This window comes from Flavobacterium sp. (genome assembly GCF_031537875.1).
Taxonomy (GTDB): domain Bacteria; phylum Bacteroidota; class Bacteroidia; order Flavobacteriales; family Flavobacteriaceae; genus Flavobacterium.
Window position 1 is genome coordinate 121,119 of the sequence record NZ_JAVKNB010000009.1, and the last position, 19,844, is coordinate 140,962.

Consider the following 19,844-nt stretch of genomic DNA (forward strand, 5'->3'; position numbering starts at 1 on the left):
ATTTTAACAAACGATTAAGTGTGTAAGTTTTTCAGCTTTTGGTGACTGGAAGATTAAAAAATGAATTATACGATTGTTTTGCCTAAACAAATACTAGTAGTCACATTTTCGTATTGATCGTAATTAGGGATAACGGAATAACCTGTCTTTTTGTATAATTGAATAGCATTGGGGTTGTTAGTTCCTGTTTCGAGAATACAATTGGTATATTGTAGTTCAGTTGCCCAACGTTCTAATTCGTTCAGTATTGCAGTTGCAATGCCTTGTCCTCGAAAATCAGGATGCACAAACATCCGTTTTATTTCAGCGGTAGTTGAATTGTAAGGCTTAAATGCGCCACAGCCAACAGCAAGATCACCATGGTAGCAAACGATACTATTTTTGATATGATCCAAAGTATCAAACTGGGCATAAAAAGCATGATCTTCACCATCTCTAATAGCTAAATCTTCGTCAAGTAAAGCTACTAAATGTATAAAATTACTATCGTCAGATGTCGTTCTTTGAAATGTCATTGGGTTATTTTATATTTTTTATTTTAAGTACACTTAAGTTTTTTATTTGTTTATCCTTATATGTTTTTAAAACGACATAATACCATTTTTCGGTAGGTACATTAACTTTAAAAATATCATTTTGATTATGATTTTTTATAGCTATTTCGAAATCAGGAACCATCATGCCTTCAGAAAACCATCCTAAATCTCCATCTTTACTGTTGTCCATTTTATATTTATTAGCTAATGTTACAAAAGGGACTCCTTTTCTATAATCTTGCAAAATTTTAGTTCTTATTTTTTCAATTTCTTTAATCGAAATTTTATTAGCATCAAGAAATATATAACTTACCCTAAAAGATTTAACTTTTGTTTCGAAAAGTATTTTATAAAAGTATTCGTTATCTGATAAAATGTCGCCAACTTTATATTCTGTAAAATTTCTAGCAAAAGAGGTTGAATCGATTTCAGGTTGTATTTCTATAAGCTCAGTTTCAAAATTAGGATTTTCTGTTGCAAATTTTTTAGCATCTTCTAACGTAATTATTTTAGATAACTGATCTGTTATTGTTTGTGTGTATGATTGGAATGATATAAGAACGATTATTAAGAATAATATATTTTTCATATTAAGAATATTTTTTAATGAATAAATATAAAAAAAAATCCTATTGAAATTCAATAGGATCTTTATAAAATTAATATGAATTTATTAGCGTATCGCTTTCACAAACTCTTCAATTTTTCCTGTGCCATTTTCCGTTAAATGTGTAATAAATGCACTACCGATAATGGCACCTTTGGCAAATTGAGTCGCTTGATTAAAAGTTTCGGCATTGTTGATTCCAAATCCAATGATTTGAGGGTTTTTCAAATTCATTTCGGCAATACGCTTGAAATAACTTTCTTGTGTGTTTCCAAAACCCGATTGTGATCCCGTTACACTAGCTGAACTTACCATGTAAATAAATCCATCAGATACGCTATCAATAAAACGGATGCGTTCGTCAGACGTTTGTGGTGTAATTAAAAACACGTTAATGAGTCCGTATTTTTCAAAAGTGGCTTTGTATTGCTCTGCATAGACATCTACAGGTAAGTCAGGAATAATTAAACCATCGATACCAATTTCGGCACATTTCTTACAGAATTCTTCCACACCATATTGTAACATTGGGTTAAAATATCCCATAATCACTAAAGGAATGGACACCGTTTTACGAATGTCTTTCAATTGGTCAAACAACACTTGAGTTGTCATTCCATTATGTAAGGCTTGTGTAGAACTCGCTTGAATGGTTGGACCGTCTGCCAAAGGATCGCTAAATGGCAAACCAATTTCGATCATATCCACACCACTTTTTTCTAAATCCTGAATGATTTGTACCGTATCATTCAAGCTAGGATATCCCGCTGAAAAATAAATCGATAGTATTTTTTTAGTTTCTTGTAATTTTTGATTGATTCTGTTCATTGTATTTACGATTTACGATATACGATTTACGATTGTTCGTATAGTATATTTTGTTATTTTGAATTATTAATTCTAGCTGTTTTTAATGATGATACAACGATAGCTGTAATTTCATTGGCTTCTTTTAAAAGGAATTCAATTTCCGAATTCAATCCAATTTGTTCTTTCATTGTAATATCTTGAATGAGTTCAAGAAAAAAATGACTTTCATCAGCTTCTTCTTCAACAATTTTTAATTTATTTATAAAATCTGGGGCAGATTTAGCTCTTTGTACTGCTCTATAATTGGCACCAACTGAACTTGAACAATGAATAAGTTGGTTTACGTAAGCATTGTATTCTCTAGTTTTAGGTAATTTACTACAAAGAATCCAACAATCAATAGCAAACTTTTTAGTTCGTCTTAGCATTATTACTTTCATAAGATTTGGGGGCTTTAAATGTCAAATTAAGGAGTTATATTTTATATCATATATTCAATATCGTACTTCGTATATCGTACCTCGTATATCGTAAATTCTTACAATTTAAAATAATCAATATAAGTATTCAAATCTTTGTCGCCACGTCCCGAAAGATTAATCACAACCACATCATTAGGTTTGAATTTCATTTCGTCTAAAACGGCAAAAGCATGCGCGCTTTCAATAGCAGGAATAATACCTTCTAATTTTGATAATTCCAATCCCCAATTCATAGCTTGCTCGTCAGTGATAGAAATGAATTGTGCTCTTCCTGATGCAAACAAATGCGCGTGCATTGGCCCCACACCCGGATAATCCAATCCTGCAGAAATAGAGTAGGGTTCAGTAATTTGCCCGTCAGGAGTTTGCATCAACAAGGTTTTGCTTCCGTGAATTACGCCAATTTTCCCTAAAGCAGAGGTAGCAGCACTTTCACCTGAATGCACTCCTAAACCAGCCGCTTCCACAGCGATAATATTCACGTTTTTTTCGTCTAAAAAGTGGTAATAGGCTCCAGCAGCATTACTTCCACCGCCTACGCAGGCAATTACATAATCTGGATTTTCTTTACCTTCTTTTTCTAATAATTGGCTTTTAATTTCTTTCGAAATTACCGACTGGAAACGCGCTACCATATCAGGATAAGGATGGGGTCCTACCACAGATCCAATGATGTAATACGTATCAACTGGATTGTTAATCCAATCGCGAATCGCTTCGTTGGTAGCATCTTTTAGTGTTCTTGAGCCTGACAATGCAGGACGCACTTCGGCTCCCAACATTTTCATACGAGCTACATTTGGTGCCTGACGTTTGATGTCAATTTCGCCCATGTAGACAATACATTCCAGTCCCATTAAAGCACAAACAGTTGCTGTGGCTACTCCGTGTTGACCGGCACCTGTTTCGGCAATGATTCTCTTTTTACCCAATCGTTTGGCTAATAAAATTTGCCCAATAGTATTATTGACTTTGTGTGCTCCAGTATGGCATAAATCTTCTCTTTTGAGGTAGATTTTAGTATTGTATTTTTCAGACAAACGAGCCGCAAAGTAAAGAGGTGTTGGTCGTCCTACATAATCCCGCAACAAAGCGTCAAACTCAGCTTGAAACTCCGGTTCAGCTGTTATTTTTAAATAATTTTGGCGCAATTCTTCTACATTAGGGTATAACATTTCCGGAATGTATGCTCCTCCGAATTCTCCGTAATAGCCTTTTTCGTTGACGTTGTAGCTCATTGTATGTACTTTTTAAAAGTTTATTTTTTGTTTAAAACTACTAAGTAGTTTTGTGTTTTTTAATCCAGGTTCGATTTCAAATTTACTATTTAGATCAACAGCAAATAGGGGTAAATCGGTTTTTAGTATTTCGTTGACCAAATCGATTTCGTCTACTCCAATGCCTCCACTCAAAAAGAAGGGCTTTTTTGACGAATAGTTTTCGAGTACTTTCCAATCGAAAGTTGTTCCGTTGCCTCCTGGCAATTTCCCTTTGGTGTCAAAAAGGAAATAATCACAAACCGTTTCAAAAGGTTTTAGTTGGTCAAAATCAAATGCTGAATCTACTGAAAATACTTTGATGATTTCAATTGCATTTCCGAAATATTCTTTTAACTCTTTGCAAAAAGCCACCGATTCTTGTCCGTGTAATTGAACTGCTTGTAAATCGTATTGGGTTACTTTTGATCCAATTTCTTCTTGACTTGCGTTGACAAATACCCCAGTTTTTTTGATGCTTTGAGGTAAAGTAGGCATTGTTCCGTCAAAATAGCGCGCCGACTTTTTCCAGAATATAAAGCCCATATAATCGGGTAGGAGTGATCCTACTTCGAGTATATTGTCAGGGTATTTCATGCCGCAGATTTTTAGCCTCACCCCAGCCCTCTCCAAAGGAGAGGGAGTTGATAATGAATTTGTATTTGAGGTGTTCTGTAACATTTTTGATTTTATAGCATTATTAAATTAAAAAATCTATGTAATCTGTGTTCATTTATTTTAATTGAGATATAAATTCTTTAGCCGCTTGCCCGGCATTATTCGTTTTCATAAAGTTTTCTCCAATTAAAAACCCTTGGTAACCAAAAGGTTTTAATTCGGTTATCGCTTCAATAGACGAAATACCGCTTTCGGATACTTTTACAAATTCGTTCGGAATTTGAGCAGCCAATTCTTTACTGAAATCCAAACTCACTTCAAAGGTTTTTAAATTTCGGTTATTCACTCCTATCATATCCAAACTTGGCATAATCGATTTTTCTAATTCTTCTTGATTGTGGACTTCCAAAAGGACTTCCAATCCTAAACGATGTGCAAATTCAGACAAACTTTTGATTTCTTCCCGGCTCAACACCGCAGCAATTAGCAGAATTAAATCAGCTCCGTGGGCTTTAGCTTCTAGAATTTGGTATTCGTCAACAATGAATTCTTTTCGCAATAACGGGATGTTTACTGAAGCTCTCGCCAATAACAAATCGTCCAAAGAACCACCAAAATATTTCCCGTCAGTTAAAACAGAAATACCACAAGCCCCCGCAGTTTCATAGCCTTTGACCACTTCTTCCACCGTAAAGCCGTAATTAATTTCGGCTTTGGATGGCGAACGACGTTTGTGTTCGGCAATGATTCCCGAGTTACTATTGCGTAAATTATGGCTCAACGAAATAGTTTGTTTGTCAAAAAATACTGACGCCTCCAATTGTGAAACTGGAATAATCGATTTTTTGAGTACTACTTCTCTTCGTTTGTCTAGTATGATTTTATCGAGTATGTTCATTGTTTTTTGCCGCTAAGGCGCAAAGGCGCAAAGTTTAAAAATTATGTTTACTTTATATTTTGTTCTGTGTCAATTGGTGCAATCTGTGTTTATTTACTCAGTTCTTGTAAAACCTGTAACGATTGTAATCCTTTTCCAGAGAATAAACTCTCTTTCGCTAATTCAAATCCTTCTAACGGACTGCATTGTGTTACCGTAGCAATAGCCATCGCTGCATTGGCACAGACCACATTATTTTGAGCTTCGGTTCCTTTTCCTGAAATGATATCAGTAAATAATTGTGCCGATTCTTCAATGGTTTTACCCCCTTCAATTTCGGTTTGAGACAAAAGGCGAACACCAAAATCGTCTGGAGTCAGCATCACCTCTTTCGTATTGGTAATGCATTTCGTTGGACAGGTTAAGGATACTTCATCATAGCCGTCAAGCGAATGTAAAATCGTGAAATTTCTATCGGTGTTTTGATACAAATACGCATACATTCGAGCCAATTCCAAATTAAAAACGCCCACTAATTGATTTTGAGGAAAGGCTGGATTTACCATAGGACCCAACATATTGAAGAAGGTTTTCACGCCCAATTCTTTTCGAATTGGCCCCACATTTTTCATAGCAGGGTGGAATAGCGGTGCATGCAAAATACAGATACCTGCTTTTTCCATACATTTTTCTAAGAAATCGGAATCATTACTGAATTTAATTCCCATTTTTTCCATCACATTACTCGATCCCGAAATAGACGAAACGCCATAATTTCCGTGTTTGGCCACTTTGATTCCCGCTCCAGCAGCTACAAAAGAAGCTAAAGTCGAAATGTTAAACGTGTCTTTTCCATCGCCACCCGTTCCACACAAATCGATGGTATTATAGCCTGATAAATCGACACGAATACACAAATCCAATAAAGCCTCACGGAAACCCGCTAATTCTTCGATGCTAATACTTCGCATCATATATACGGTCAAAAAAGAGGCAATTTGGCTCGTATTGTATTCACCATTCGAGATGTTTACCAAGACGTTTTTTGCCTCTTCTTTCGAGAGCATTTCGTGATTGATTAATCTATTGAGTATGTTTTTCATTTTTATTTATTTTCTTCTGCCGCTAGGGCGCTAAGGCACAAAGATTTTTCTTTGTTCTATTCAATTCCAATTTTAATCATTAAGGTTGAAACCGTTAGCTATGTTTGAGCAATTTGTTTAAACTAAAAATCTAATCGTCTAACGATCTAATTATCTAACTTTTCACCCAATTTTCTAACATTTTTTTTCCGTTAGGCGTTAAGACGCTTTCTGGATGAAATTGAACTCCTCGAACATCGTAAGTCTTGTGTCTTAGCGACATCACTTGGCCGTTTTTGTCAAAAGAAGTCGCTTCCAAACTATCCGGTAAGTTCGCATCTACCACCCAAGAGTGGTAACGTCCCACTTCAAATTCGTTCTCCAATCCTTCAAATAACAATTCGTCATTGACTGCTTTGGTAACGTTCGTAGCTACACCATGATAGACTTTATCTAAATTCGAAAGCGTTCCGCCGTATACTTCGCCAATAGCTTGTTGTCCCAAGCATACGCCAAAAATACTTTTAGTAGGTCCGTATTGCTGAATTACTTGTTTTAACAAACCCGCTTCATCAGGAATCCCAGGTCCTGGTGATAATAAAATTTTGTCAAAATGAGCAATTTCATCCAGTTCAAATTCATCGTTTCTATAGACGGTTACATCGCAATCTAGGTCTTCTAAATAGTGCACTAGATTATAAGTAAAACTATCGTAATTGTCTATGACTAGTATCTTTTTCATTCTGTTTGTATTAAATTGTTTCTGCCAAATCCAAAGCCGTATTCAAGGCTCTTAATTTGTTGTACACTTCTTGCATTTCGCTTTCTTCATCTGAATCGGCTACGATTCCAGCACCAGCTTGACAATGCAATTGGTGGTTTTTACTTAAGAAAGTACGAATCATAATCGCGTGATTGAAATTGCCTTTGAAATCCATAAATCCAATAGCACCACCATAAAAGTTACGATTGGTTTTTTCGTAATCTTCAATCAGTTGCATGGCGCGATGTTTTGGCGCACCACTCAAGGTTCCCGCAGGAAAAGTATCGGCTACTACTTGCATCGTCGAAGCTGTATCATGAAGATGCCCCGTAACTTTGGACACTAAGTGAATCACATGCGAGAAGAATTGTACTTCTCGGTATTTTTCTACGTTGACATCGTGACCGTTTCGGCTTAAATCATTTCGAGCCAAATCGACTAACATCACGTGTTCGCTATTTTCTTTTTTGTCTTCGGATAATTGTTTGGCTAAAACCGCATCTTTTTCATCATCACCTGTTCTTTTGAAGGTTCCCGCAATCGGATGAATCTCTGCTTTTCGGTCTTTTACAATTATTTGGGCTTCGGGTGAAGAACCAAATATTTTAAAGTCGCCATAGTCAAAGAAAAAGAGGTATGGAGAAGGGTTGATGCTTCGCAACGCACGATACACATTGAATTCGTCTCCTTTGAATCCTTGTGTAAAACGTCTAGATAAAACCAATTGGAACACGTCACCTCGGTAACAATGTTTTTTAGCCAAAGCTACATTGTGCTTGAATTCATCGTCGGTTAAATTAGAAAAACCTTCGCCGTCTTTCGAAAATGAATACGAAGCAATATTTCTGGATTGTAGTAATTGTTCGATTTCGGCAATGTTATTTTTTCCATCCAAACTATGGCAGAAAATGTAGGCCTCGTTTTTGAAATGGTTGATGGCAATGATGTTTTGGTAGACCGCATAATACACATCAGGAATGGTGTTGCTGTTTTCTTTTTTAGCAATGCTTACTTTTTCAAAGTAACGCACCGCATCATACGAAATGTAACCAAATAAGCCATTATTAATGAATTTGAAATCATTCTTTTCCGATTCAAATTGTCCTGAAAACTCCTGAATTACCGCAGGAATATTGGTTGACGAATCGATAGCGATTTTCTCAGTACTTCCGTCAGGATAACTTTTGAAAATAGTTTCGTTTTCAATTTTGATAGACGCAATTGGATTGCAACAGATGTACGAAAAACTATTGTCGTTTCCGTGGTAATCACTACTTTCCAAAAGCAAGCTATTCGGGAATTTATCGCGTATTTTCAAATAAACACTTACCGGCGTAATCGTGTCGGCTAGGATTTGTTTGTATTGGGTATTTAAAATAAAAGATTTCAAACTATTCATTTTTAAAATGTTATCAAAAGCATAAAGCAGATATGAAAAAAGGCTTGTCGTCATGACAAGCCTTTTATATTGATAGTTATACTATAGGAGCTTTGTTCACGACGACTGACGTAAATTGTTCCACCACCAAGTATTGTTTGTATTCGTTTTCATATTCTGTTTATGTGTTGACAAATATATAAAGGTTATTCCATTATCCCAATATAAAAAAGCGAAAAAAAATTTATTTTTCTCGCTTTTTTGTTAAATTAAGTTTGGGCTGCTGACTTGTTTGAACTAATAATTAAAAACGTCACTTCGAGTGTTTTTTGTGTAATGAAATGGAACAAAAAATGTATCGAGAATCGTTTTTAATCAAATTTCACTTGTTCTCGATACAATTTTCTTCCCGATCCCGACGTTTCGGGACGGGAGAAAATCACTCGAACTGACGTAAAATTTCTAACCTAAATGGATTATATTTTTAATTAAGAAACCAATTCTCCTTGATTTCTAAAGACTAATTGTCCGTCAAAGGCATCCAAAAGAATAATACTTTCAGTCTTGATAGATCCAGCTAAAATTTCTTTAGACAATTGGTTCAATACTTCTCTTTGAATGACACGCTTCACGGGTCTAGCTCCGAATTGCGGATCGTAGCCTTTTTGCGATAAATAGTCAATTGCCTCGGGAGTAGCGTCCATGGTGATGCCTTGTTGCGCCAACATTTTGGTAACCGATTTTAATTGCAACCCTACAATTTGCGCAATATTAGCATGGGTCAATGGCGTAAACATTACGATTTCGTCAATACGGTTGATGAATTCCGGACGTACGGTTTGTTTCAATAAGCCCAACACTTCCACTTTAGCAGATTCTGTAGCCGCTTCAACACTTCCTTTCAAGTTGTCAAAAGTATCTTGAATAATTTGACTACCCATATTCGACGTCATGATGATAATCGTGTTTTTGAAGTCGGCGAGACGACCTTTATTATCCGTTAAACGCCCTTCGTCCAACACTTGTAACAAGATGTTAAACGTATCCGGATGTGCTTTTTCAATTTCGTCTAACAAGATTACAGAGTAGGGTTTTCTTCGCACGGCTTCGGTCAATTGTCCGCCTTCGTCATAGCCTACATAACCCGGAGGCGCACCCACCAAACGGCTAACAGAGTGGCGCTCTTGGTATTCGCTCATATCGATACGGGTCATGGCGTTTTCGTCATCAAACAAATATTCGGCTAGGGCTTTCGCCAATTCTGTTTTTCCCACCCCCGTTGTTCCTAAGAATAGGAAGGTCCCAACAGGCTTCTTCATATCTTGCAAACCCGCGCGACTTCTACGCACAGCATCACTTACCGCTTCAATGGCTTCTTCTTGACCTACCACACGTTTGTGTAATTCATCTTCTAGTCGCAAGAGTTTTTCTCTTTCGCCTTGAAGCATTTTCATTACCGGAATTCCAGTCCATTTAGCTACTACTTCGGCAATATCTTCACGGGTAACGACTTCTTTGATTAGGGAAGTTCCCGATTGATTTTCTTGTAATTGTTTCACCAAAGCATCCAAACGTTCTTGGGCTTCTTTGATTTTTCCATAACGAATTTCGGCTACTTTTCCGTAATCGCCATCACGCTCAGCGCGTTCTGCTTCGTATTTAAAATCTTCAATTTCTGTTTTTACAGCCTGAATGTTGTCGACCACATCTTTTTCCGATTTCCATTTGGCATATATCTCGTTGCGGTCTTCTTTCAAGTTGGCCAAATCCATGCCTAAAACCTTTAACTTACTTTCGTCTTTCTCGCGTTTGATGGCTTCAATTTCGATTTCCAATTGCATAATTTTTCGATCCAAAACGTCTAATTCTTCTGGTTTTGAGTTGATTTCCATACGCAATTTAGAAGCGGCTTCGTCCATTAAATCAATGGCTTTGTCTGGTAAAAAACGGTTGGTAATATAGCGTTGGGATAATTCCACTGCCGCAATAATCGCCTCGTCTTTGATTTGTACTTTGTGGTGAGTTTCATATTTTTCTTTGATACCACGCAAGATAGAAATGGCACTTTCCGTATCGGGTTCTTCTACCATCACTTTTTGGAAACGTCTTTCGAGCGCTTTGTCTTTTTCAAAATATTTTTGGTATTCGTCCAAAGTGGTGGCTCCAATCGCACGCAATTCGCCACGTGCCAAAGCAGGTTTCAAAATATTAGCTGCATCCATGGCACCTTCGCCACCACCAGCCCCCACTAAAGTGTGGATTTCGTCAATGAAAAGTACGATATCACCTTCGGCAGAAGTGACTTCTTTTACCACTGATTTCAAACGTTCTTCAAATTCTCCTTTGTATTTGGCACCCGCAATCAAGGCTCCCATATCGAGTGAAAAGATAATTTTATCTTTCAAATTTTCAGGTACATCGCCGTCTACAATTCGATGCGCTAAACCTTCCGCAATGGCGGTTTTACCCACACCAGGTTCGCCCACAAGCATCGGGTTGTTTTTGGTACGTCGGGTTAAGATTTGTAGTACACGACGAATTTCTTCGTCACGACCAATTACTGGATCGAGTTTGCCACTTCGGGCTAAATCGTTCAGGTTTTTGGCGTATTTGTTTAAAGCATTATAGGTTTCTTCGGCAGAGGCAGAGGTTACTTTTTCTCCTTTTCTCATTTCGTCAATGGCGGATTTTAGCCCTTTTTCGGTTACGCCTTGGTCTTTTAGAATTTGGGCAATTTTACTTTTGGAACTAAAAATAGCGAGTACCAAATGTTCTACCGAAACGAATTCGTCATTCATTTTTCCGGCTAAAATTTCGGCTTCGTTCAAAGTGGTATTAGCCGTTCTGGAGAGCATAATATCGCCCCCCGACACTTTTGGGAAACTCTGAAGGGTACTTTCCACTATTTGTTTGAAAAGCGACACATTCACGTTTAGTTTTTTCAATAAAAAAGGCGTCACATTTTCATCGACTTCTAAAAGTGCTTTGAATAGGTGTTCATTTTCGATTTGTTGTTGACCCAATCCTTGCGCGATTTGTTGCGAAAGTTGAATGGCCTCTTGTGATTTGGTGGTAAATTTATTGATGTTCATTTTTGTCTTTTTTTAAATTATTATTTAGGGTTAAATAACTAACTTCGCATAAAAATCGTCAATTGTTATTCCACTCTTAAATATACGACAATTTGACGTATATCAAGGGGTTACGGACGACAAAATGACTTAAAAAACGACAAAATGACTTTATTCAACTCTATTTTTGGAGATTCAGAAAATAAAAACACCAACACTTCCAAAATCAACTGGATTGCATTGACTGATTTGGGTCAGTTGAACGAAATAATGGATCTTTCTCATGAACAACCGGTTGCGATTTTTAAACACAGCACGCGTTGTAGTATTAGCCGCATGGCGTTAAAACAATTTGAGAATGAATTTGATTTGGAAGGCAGTGTCACTCCGTATTTTTTAGACTTACTAAATCACAGAGATATTTCAAATGAGATTGCGACTCGTTTTGAGGTGTACCACCAATCACCACAATTGCTTTTGATTAAAGAAGGCAAATCAATCTATGATGCTTCGCATAGCGATATTGATGCGGAGGAGTTGAAGGGGAGGGTGTAGTTTGTTTTCTAAATTAGTATAAAATAGTTACGATGTTGACCACGCGAAAGGATTAGCTTCGCTGAATTTCATTTCGCGCGGTAGCGGGGGTTTTATTTGACATCACGAGCGAGACGCTCGCGCTAGCGGGGAGATTAGCACGGTAGTAGGGACTTATTTGACATTTACTGTTATAATTTTATCTTCAGGTTCTTTAAATGATTTAACAAAGTTAATTTTAATTTGTTCTTTTCTGTTTTTGTTTATTGAAGTACTGAAAGTTTCTATATTTCCTGAACTACTCATTGCAAATGATTTTCCTTTCTCATCTACAAAGAAATAGGAAAGAGCATTTCTGTCAGGGAATTTTTCTTTGAGGTTAAAACAGAAGCGATACTTTCCAGTTCTGCTAAATTTACTAAAAAACAGATACGAATGTTCCAGTTTTGTTTGTTCTTCAATCCAACATTTATTAAATTCAATCTTTAAGCCATATTTTTCAATTTTATTGGGTGTACAACTTAATTCTTTTATAAAAGCTCCTTTTGATTTTGATTCAGTTATGGATTTCGAAACCCAGTTCGTAGAATAATATTCCAATATCGAATTCTCTAAATTTACATAAAAAAGATAGAAAGTAGATAACACTACGCAAACAATTGATAGTATAACAATTTTCTTTTTTGACAGTCTAATTTTAGCCATATATTACTGAATTCTACAATTTTTTCGCGCATTACCACTAACTTGTATATATGCGACACAAACCTTCGCATATACACCCATTATCGGGTAGATAGGCGAAGGTGTATATCGCTTTATTGATTTCAAATATATTGATTTTTACCTTACAATTTGTAAAATAGACCTTGCGAAAGAAGATTTACTTTTTAGTATCCTTCACAAACATATTAAAAAGTAAGCCACCCATCACGGCTCCGTACAGTGTGGCGTTGAGTGGTTTTGAAGTAATGGCGCAAGTGCCAGAAGCACAGCCCACAAAGTAATAATACCCATAACCGGCAAGTGCGCCAATAGCTATTCCGATACCGGTTAGGAGTATAGCTTTTTTAGTCATTAGTTGCTTTTTTCTACAATGATTTTGATGATATCTTCTTTAGACATCACCCCTGATTGACGCCACAATGGTTTGCCGTTTTGGAATAAAATCATCGTTGGCACGCCACGCACTTGGTATTGTGCAGCAACGGCTTGGTTTTTATCTACATCAATTTTAATAATGGAAACGCGTTCGCCTAGATTGGCTTTCACTTCTTTTAAAATGGGCGCTAACATTTGGCAAGGTCCGCACCAAGTAGCAAAAAAGTCTACTAAAACGGGTTGATCTGATTGTATAATGTCATTAAAAGAGCTCATAATTTCTATTTTTTTGAATAGGGTACTGCGCAACCATTGGCACCACAACCCATATTGAAAATTACTTGAATCAAGAAGAAAGCACCAAAGGCAACAAATGCCCATTCTCTCAAAATATAGGCTTGACTGAAAAGGAAAATGGCAAAAGCGAGGCGTACCCAACGCATTAAATGCCAATTGGTTAAAAGTAAATTTTTCATAAAGAGTGAATTAATAATTGGCTTTAATGATTTTATATTTTTCGTCAAAGGAAACCGTGTCTTGCAATTTTTGTAAGGCAACTTCTTTTTCGCTTGCAATCACCACTTCTGTAAAATCAGTGTTCATGTTGACATTCATTACTGTATCTATTTCGGCTAATTTTTCAGAAACAGTAGCTTTACATCCACTACAAGTAATGCCTTCAAAGGCGTACAAATGAACTTCGGCGGCTGAATTTTTTTCTAATTCAATAAACAATTCGGAATTGGCTCTTGGTGCCACCGAATTAGGACAAACTTCCATTTTTTGAATAGTAAAAGCTCCTGAAAACAGATTGATGTATTCTACTTTATTGCCGCCAAAAGGAGGACCTTCTTCAAAATCGCGATTGAAAAGTAGTCCGACAATTTTTCCTTTAGGCGCTAATAATTGGTGCATTTTCCAAACGTATTTGGGACGCATCGTTGGCGGAAGCGCACAGAAAAAAGTTTGTTCAATAATCCAGTCGTACTGTCCTTGATGCTCAAAAAAGTCGCCTAAGATAATTTTTACAGCAGGGTGATTGACAAATTTTTGTTGTAACACTTCCACTAAAGTAGGCGCAATATCAATCACGGTAATATTCGTAAATCCTTGTTGTAACAGGTATTCTGCCTCATAGGAGTTGCCTCCGCCAGGAATTAAAATAGCGCTATTTTTTTCTTGGATGGTGTCAATAAATTCTTGGATAGGAGGGGAAACGGTTCCTAAATCCCAACCCGTAGCCTTAGCCTTGTATTGGGCATCCCAATAGGCTTGGTCTAAGGGTTTTTCGCAAGAAGTAACACAACATTTTAAATCGTCCATGGTGTTTTATTTTAAAACTTTACTTTGGCATACAAAATCAGTTCTCGGAACCTTGGTTTTTGCGATAGCATTAAATCCACCTTCTACTTCGCTAAAGTTTCTAAAACCGCGTGCTTCCAAAATAGAAGCGGCAATCATAGAACGGTAACCGCCTGCACAATGCAAAAAGAAATGTTCTTCTGGATTGATGTCTTTTACCCATTCATTGATGTACGCCAAAGGTTTGCTGTACGCGTCTTCAATATGTTCGGCTTCGTATTCACTTTTTTTACGAATGTCTATGATTTTGCTTTCGCCAATGCTTACTTGTTTTTCAAACTCTTCTGCTGAAATTCGGTTTACAGTATCTTTTTCGTGACCGGCGTTTTGCCAAGCCTCAAAGCCACCTTCTAAATGTCCGATGAGATTGTCAAAACCTACACGGCTCAAACGAGTTACGGTTTCTTCTTCGCGACCTTTTGGGGTAACCAAAATAATAGGTTGGTTCACGTCGGCAATTAAAGCGCCTACCCAAGGAGCAAAATCGCCATCGATTCCAATATTGATGGATTGCGGGATGAATCCTTTGCTGAAATCGGCATTGTTACGAGTATCTAGAAGTAACGCTTTGGTTTCTTCCATCATTAACTCCAATTGAGTTACAGGAATAGCACGCATTCCATGGTTTAAAACCGTTTCAAAACTTTCGTATCCTTTTTTGTTCATGGCTACATTCATTCCAAAGTAGGCAGGAGGAGGCAATAAACCATCCGTAACTTCTTTGATGAATTCGGCTTCAGTCATATTGGCTCTCAAGGCATAATTCGTCGCTTTTTGGTTACCAATAGTAGAAACCGTTTCCTTGCTCATGTTCTTTCCACAAGCACTTCCGGCACCATGAGCGGGATACACAATCACATCATCAGCCAGCGTCATGATTTTATTGCGAAGCGAATGAAACAAAGTAGCTGCTAATTCTTCTTGGGTCATCGAAGCGGCTTTTTGAGCCAAGTCAGGACGACCCACATCGCCAATAAACAGAGTATCTCCAGAGAAAATCGCGTGGTCTTTTCCGTTTTCGTCAATCAATAAAAAAGTAGTACTTTCCATAGTATGCCCAGGAGTATGCAATACTTTTATTTTGATATTTCCTACTTCAAAAACTTGGTTGTCTTGGGCAACAATGGCTTCAAATTCGGGTTTAGCCGTTGGACCGTACACAATTTTCGCTTTCGTAGCTTTACTCAAATCCACGTGTCCCGAAACAAAGTCGGCATGGAAGTGGGTTTCAAATATGTATTTTAATTTGACTTTGTCGCGTTCTAAACGATTCAAATACGGTTGGACTTCGCGCAAAGGGTCAATAATAGCCGCTTCTCCGTTAGAAGTGATATAATACGCGCCTTGAGCTAGACATCCGGTATAAATTTGTTCTATTTGCATGATGGTAAAATTCCTGTTTTTTTCAATTACAAAGGTAATTCAGATTGTAGATTTTTATAGTGACTTTAGTTACTTACGAATTTATTTTAAGAAAATTTCTTTGGTAATAATATAGAGACCCATAATAAGGATAAACCAACCAAAAATAGGTTTGAGTTGGCTACCGTCAATTCGTTTTGAAATTTGGGTTCCAATCAACATTCCCACAAAAGCAATACTTGAAATAATCAATAAAAACGAATAATCAATGGGTGTTCCAATGTACAAATCACCTGCAAACCCAATGCTGGAGTTAATGAAAATGATGAGTAATGAAGTGCCTACGGCTTGTTTCATGGGTAACCTTGCAAAAAACAACAAGGCTGGAATAATTAAAAAACCGCCACCCGCACCTAGAAATCCAGTGATAATTCCGATAAAAAAACCAATGATGGCGAGTTGAGCATAATTGGTTTTACTGCCTTGTATTGTAATTGTTTTTTTGCGAATCATGGAAATGGAAGCAATTATCATCAATACCGAAAAGACGACCATAATCAAGAAGCTTTTAGACACTTTATACGATGCGATTGAAAAAAGTGTTTCGGCTATTTGAGGAAAAATAACTTCACGAATAATTAAAATGGAAAAGATAGAAGGGATAGCAAAATACAAAGCGGATTTGATTTGTAGATTTCCCATTCTGTAGTGACTCACACAGCCAGAAGCGGCAGTAATCCCAACAATAAATAAGGAATAACTAGTGGCTAGTTCCGGGTCGATTTTGAACAAATAAACTAATATAGGAATGGTTAAAATAGAACCACCACCTCCAACTAAGCCTAGTGAAAGTCCAATAATAATCGAAGCAAAATAGCCTAAATATTCCATCTGTTATTTTTATTGCAAATGTTGGACTTTAGAATTGGAATGATTGTAACATTTGTCACAATTGTACTTTTATTTTAGCAATTCGATGTGATTTCGATGTAATTTTAATAGGTTGCGTTGCTCCATTTTTTTTAGTAATCTCGAAATTACTTCTCTAGAAGTATTCAATTCTGAGGCAATTTCTTGGTGTGAAAGTTTTAAGTCTTTGCACCCACAGGCGTCAGCATGACGTTTTAAATAAAATTCCAATCGCTCGTCCATCGCTCTAAAGGCAATACTGTCAATGACTTCTAATACTTCTTCAAAACGACTGCGATAGGTACCAATAACAAATTCGTACCAACTTCTGTGTTTCATCATCCATTGATCCATCAGGGATAGCGGCACCATTATCAGTTCTACATCTTCTACGACTTTAGCCATGATTTGACTTTTTTCTGATTTGGTTGCACATACCATAGAAATGGCGCAGGCTTGACCCGGCTGTAAATAATACATAAAAAACTCGCCGCCGTCTTCGCCCTCACGATAGACTTTGATTTTGCCTTTGGTCACTAGTACCGTATTTTTTATGTATTGTCCCGTTCTCATAATAATCGTGCCTGTTTTGAAGCTTTGAATAGAATCATTGGCTTCAATATCAGCGATTAAGTCGTTTGAAAAACTAGGAAAGGTCTTTTTTATTACATCGTCCATTATTGGGATTGATTGTTTTTATTGAATAGGTAAAAATACAGCATTTTTTTGATTAAAATAATCTATTTTTGTCATCTATGCGTCTGAATTACGCATATTAATTGAAGATTAAATAATTTTTAAATCTACTTTAATTTATCCATTTTTCTTGATTTTTTTCGATAAAATCAGAATTTGAGGGATAGAATGATTATTCGCAAACGTTTTCTTGAAAATACTATTTAATTCACAATGTGTTGATTTATTGTTTGATAAAAACGTCGTATTTTTACCAAAAAATATTTTGCTATGAATTTAACACAAGAAGATTGGATTGCTCAATACGAGTCAGACGAAAATGCTGTGATACTCGATGTGAGAACCGAAATGGAATTCAACGAAGGTTTTATCGCAAACGCAATTAATTATGATTTTCATCAAGGTCCAGCTTTTGTAGCTGATTTAGAAACTTTGGATAAATCTAAAAATTATTATGTGTACTGTCGTTCAGGAGCAAGAAGCGCTAATGCATGTGCAATTATGAACGAACTTGGTTTTGAAAACACCTACAACTTATTAGGTGGTATTATAGAATGGGACGGCGATATTGTTGAGCCTTAATTCTGTACAAAAATCACCCTAATTTACTATAACAACACAACAACATACTATGAGTACAATTCCTCAAGAATTTCAAATTACCTCACCTTTAACACAAGATACCTATTTAGTTAATGGTGAATTAAAAAAATGGACTGGAGTAACTACACCGGTTTATTCCACTATTTCTTCTACGGCAGAATATGCGCCTACTTTGTTAGGAACAATTCCGGCTATGGGAGAAAAAGAAGCTTTGGAAGTAGTTGAAGCGGCTGATTTAGCCTTCAACAACGGTCAAGGTTTGTGGCCTACTATGAAGGTAGTGGATCGTATTAAGTGCATGGAAGATTTTGTTACTAAAATGAAAGAAACTCGTGCCGAAGTAGTAAAATTATTAATGTGGGAGATTGGAAAAACCCTTGGTGATTCTGAAAAAGAATTTGATAGAACGGTAGAGTACATTTATGACACGATTGATAGTTTGAAAGAATTAAACAGTCGAAGCGCGCATTTCAGTAAAGTGCAAGGCATTCATGCTATGGTTCGAAGAGGACCTTTGGGAGTTGTTTTGTGTCTTGGGCCGTACAACTATCCTTTAAATGAAACGTTCTCGTTATTGATTCCTGCTTTAATCATGGGGAATCCTGTGGTTTTTAAACCGGCGAAACACGGAGTTTTATTATTGTCACCACTATTAGAAGCATTTAGAAGTAGTTTTCCAAAAGGAGCTATCAATATTATTTACGGTAGAGGTAGAGAAGTGGCTTCGCCAATAATGAAATCAGGTAAAGTAGGCGTTTTAGCATTGATTGGAAACAGTACATCAGCGATTGCTTTACAAGACCAACACCCCAATAAAAATAGATTGCGTTTGATTTTAGGATTAGAAGCGAAGAATCCAGCTATTATTTTACCAGACGCCGATTTGGATTTGGCTATCCAAGAATGTATTACTGGTTCGTTGTCATTCAATGGTCAACGTTGTACGGCTTTGAAAGTGTTGTACGTTCACGAATCGATTGCACAAGAGTTCAATACTCGTTTTGCTGCTAAAGTGGATGCGCTGGCTTTTGGTAATCCATGGGAAAAAGGTGTTCTATTGACACCACTTCCTGAAAAAGAAAAACCAGCTTACATTCAGGAATTAATTGACGATGCAAAATCGAATGGTGCTCAAATTTTGAATGCAAAAGGAGGGGAGCATAGCGACAATTTTATATTTCCAGCAGTTTTGTATCCTGTTAACAAAAATATGCGAGTGTATCATGAGGAGCAATTTGGTCCAGTAGTGCCGGTAATTTCGTTCAAAGATATTCAAGAACCATTGAATGATATGGCGGAGTCCAATTACGGACAACAAGTGAGTTTGTTTGGAAAAGACATTAAAACCATTGCACCACTGATTGATACTTTAGTTAATCTAGTATGTAGAGTAAACTTGAACAGTTCTTGTCAAAGAGGGCCTGACGTATTCCCATTTACAGGTCGTAAAGATTCTGCAGTAGGAACCTTGAGTATTCATGATGCGTTGCGTTCGTTCTCTATTAGAACGTTTGTTGCTTCCAAAGACAACGACTATAACAATGCCATTTTACAAGAATTATTGAATAGTAAAGAGTCTAATTTTATCAATACAGATTATATTTTATAGTCTGATTTTTTCAAAATTAAAGCGTCTTATTTGTAAAAATAAGGCGCTTTTTTTGTTTAGAGTTATTAACAAAAAAATGTTAAAAACTTTAATTTATACGTACTATTTTTTTAATCAGTGGTAAAAAATAAGGTACTACCATCCATAAAAAGTAATTTAGTTGAATTATAGTGTTTGTTGGCTAAATT

The 19,844-nt window shown here is 36.6% G+C and carries 22 protein-coding genes; 3 read left to right on the plus strand and 19 right to left on the minus strand.

Annotation, left to right across the window (positions count from 1 at the left end; genetic code table 11):
* Nucleotides 1–65: 65 nt before the first annotated feature.
* The 11 genes from RMR09_RS04390 to clpB all read right to left on the minus strand — a co-directional run bounded on the left by RMR09_RS04390 (nucleotide 66) and on the right by clpB (nucleotide 11,501).
* Nucleotides 66–515, minus strand: coding sequence for a GNAT family N-acetyltransferase (locus RMR09_RS04390; RefSeq protein WP_310594594.1), 450 nt, complete (start codon nucleotides 513–515; stop codon nucleotides 66–68).
* Between the two features lie 4 nt (nucleotides 516–519).
* On the minus strand, nucleotides 520–1,125 hold the full coding sequence (locus RMR09_RS04395; protein ID WP_310594595.1) for a peptidylprolyl isomerase: 606 nt from the start codon (nucleotides 1,123–1,125) through the stop codon (nucleotides 520–522).
* An 84-nt stretch (nucleotides 1,126–1,209) separates the two neighbouring features.
* Nucleotides 1,210–1,971, minus strand: coding sequence for a tryptophan synthase subunit alpha (gene trpA / locus RMR09_RS04400; RefSeq protein ID WP_310594596.1), 762 nt, complete (start codon nucleotides 1,969–1,971; stop codon nucleotides 1,210–1,212).
* A gap of 53 nt (nucleotides 1,972–2,024) precedes the next feature.
* Entirely contained in the window at nucleotides 2,025–2,393 is a 369-nt protein-coding gene (locus tag RMR09_RS04405) for a four helix bundle protein (RefSeq protein WP_310594597.1), read from the minus strand.
* 98 nt (nucleotides 2,394–2,491) lie between these two features.
* Entirely contained in the window at nucleotides 2,492–3,673 is a 1,182-nt protein-coding gene (gene trpB / locus RMR09_RS04410) for a tryptophan synthase subunit beta (RefSeq protein WP_310594598.1), read from the minus strand.
* 12 nt (nucleotides 3,674–3,685) lie between these two features.
* A complete protein-coding gene (locus RMR09_RS04415) occupies nucleotides 3,686–4,288 on the minus strand; it encodes a phosphoribosylanthranilate isomerase (RefSeq protein WP_310594599.1) in 603 nt (200 codons plus the stop codon).
* A gap of 136 nt (nucleotides 4,289–4,424) precedes the next feature.
* Complete coding sequence (trpC, locus tag RMR09_RS04420) at nucleotides 4,425–5,207, minus strand: indole-3-glycerol phosphate synthase TrpC (protein ID WP_310594600.1); 783 nt, start codon at nucleotides 5,205–5,207, stop codon at nucleotides 4,425–4,427.
* 89 nt (nucleotides 5,208–5,296) lie between these two features.
* Nucleotides 5,297–6,289, minus strand: coding sequence for an anthranilate phosphoribosyltransferase (gene trpD, locus RMR09_RS04425; protein WP_310594601.1), 993 nt, complete (start codon nucleotides 6,287–6,289; stop codon nucleotides 5,297–5,299).
* Between the two features lie 154 nt (nucleotides 6,290–6,443).
* Nucleotides 6,444–7,010 carry an aminodeoxychorismate/anthranilate synthase component II gene (locus RMR09_RS04430; protein WP_310594602.1) on the minus strand — a complete coding sequence of 189 codons (567 nt, stop codon included), beginning with the start codon at nucleotides 7,008–7,010 and terminating at the stop codon, nucleotides 6,444–6,446.
* 10 nt (nucleotides 7,011–7,020) lie between these two features.
* Complete coding sequence (locus RMR09_RS04435; RefSeq protein ID WP_310594603.1) at nucleotides 7,021–8,421, minus strand: anthranilate synthase component I family protein; 1,401 nt, start codon at nucleotides 8,419–8,421, stop codon at nucleotides 7,021–7,023.
* 476 nt (nucleotides 8,422–8,897) lie between these two features.
* On the minus strand, nucleotides 8,898–11,501 hold the full coding sequence (clpB, locus tag RMR09_RS04440) for an ATP-dependent chaperone ClpB (protein ID WP_310594604.1): 2,604 nt from the start codon (nucleotides 11,499–11,501) through the stop codon (nucleotides 8,898–8,900).
* 144 nt (nucleotides 11,502–11,645) lie between these two features.
* Between clpB and ytxJ the strand changes: the two genes are divergently transcribed.
* Nucleotides 11,646–12,035: a bacillithiol system redox-active protein YtxJ gene (gene ytxJ, locus RMR09_RS04445; RefSeq protein ID WP_310594605.1), complete on the plus strand. Its 390-nt coding sequence runs from the start codon at nucleotides 11,646–11,648 to the stop codon at nucleotides 12,033–12,035.
* 153 nt (nucleotides 12,036–12,188) lie between these two features.
* Here the strand turns inward: ytxJ and RMR09_RS04450 are convergent, their stop codons facing one another.
* The 8 genes from RMR09_RS04450 to RMR09_RS04485 all read right to left on the minus strand — a co-directional run bounded on the left by RMR09_RS04450 (nucleotide 12,189) and on the right by RMR09_RS04485 (nucleotide 17,426).
* The gene (locus RMR09_RS04450) at nucleotides 12,189–12,614 is read right to left on the minus strand and encodes a hypothetical protein (protein WP_310594606.1); all 426 of its coding nucleotides are present in this window, start codon (nucleotides 12,612–12,614) and stop codon (nucleotides 12,189–12,191) included.
* A 283-nt stretch (nucleotides 12,615–12,897) separates the two neighbouring features.
* Entirely contained in the window at nucleotides 12,898–13,092 is a 195-nt protein-coding gene (locus RMR09_RS04455) for a DUF6132 family protein (RefSeq protein ID WP_310594607.1), read from the minus strand.
* Nucleotides 13,092–13,391, minus strand: a complete 300-nt coding sequence (gene trxA / locus RMR09_RS04460; RefSeq protein WP_409070957.1) for a thioredoxin — start codon at nucleotides 13,389–13,391, stop codon at nucleotides 13,092–13,094. Before trxA ends, RMR09_RS04455 begins: the two co-directional genes overlap by 1 nt.
* Before the next feature lie 5 nt (nucleotides 13,392–13,396).
* Nucleotides 13,397–13,591 carry a hypothetical protein gene (locus RMR09_RS04465; RefSeq protein ID WP_310594608.1) on the minus strand — a complete coding sequence of 65 codons (195 nt, stop codon included), beginning with the start codon at nucleotides 13,589–13,591 and terminating at the stop codon, nucleotides 13,397–13,399.
* 10 nt (nucleotides 13,592–13,601) lie between these two features.
* Nucleotides 13,602–14,438 carry a methyltransferase domain-containing protein gene (locus RMR09_RS04470; RefSeq protein WP_310594609.1) on the minus strand — a complete coding sequence of 279 codons (837 nt, stop codon included), beginning with the start codon at nucleotides 14,436–14,438 and terminating at the stop codon, nucleotides 13,602–13,604.
* 6 nt (nucleotides 14,439–14,444) lie between these two features.
* The gene (locus RMR09_RS04475; protein WP_310594610.1) at nucleotides 14,445–15,860 is read right to left on the minus strand and encodes an MBL fold metallo-hydrolase; all 1,416 of its coding nucleotides are present in this window, start codon (nucleotides 15,858–15,860) and stop codon (nucleotides 14,445–14,447) included.
* Between the two features lie 81 nt (nucleotides 15,861–15,941).
* The gene (locus RMR09_RS04480) at nucleotides 15,942–16,730 is read right to left on the minus strand and encodes a sulfite exporter TauE/SafE family protein (protein ID WP_310594611.1); all 789 of its coding nucleotides are present in this window, start codon (nucleotides 16,728–16,730) and stop codon (nucleotides 15,942–15,944) included.
* 69 nt (nucleotides 16,731–16,799) lie between these two features.
* Nucleotides 16,800–17,426, minus strand: coding sequence for a Crp/Fnr family transcriptional regulator (locus tag RMR09_RS04485; RefSeq protein ID WP_310594612.1), 627 nt, complete (start codon nucleotides 17,424–17,426; stop codon nucleotides 16,800–16,802).
* Between the two features lie 288 nt (nucleotides 17,427–17,714).
* On the opposite strand from RMR09_RS04485, the gene RMR09_RS04490 reads away from it, so the two are divergent.
* Both RMR09_RS04490 and RMR09_RS04495 read left to right on the plus strand, forming a co-directional pair.
* Nucleotides 17,715–18,026 (plus strand): rhodanese-like domain-containing protein, encoded by a 312-nt coding sequence (locus tag RMR09_RS04490; protein ID WP_310594613.1) that lies wholly within the window; start codon nucleotides 17,715–17,717, stop codon nucleotides 18,024–18,026.
* A 49-nt stretch (nucleotides 18,027–18,075) separates the two neighbouring features.
* Nucleotides 18,076–19,656, plus strand: a complete 1,581-nt coding sequence (locus tag RMR09_RS04495; protein ID WP_310594614.1) for an NADP-dependent glyceraldehyde-3-phosphate dehydrogenase — start codon at nucleotides 18,076–18,078, stop codon at nucleotides 19,654–19,656.
* Nucleotides 19,657–19,844 lie beyond the last annotated feature (188 nt).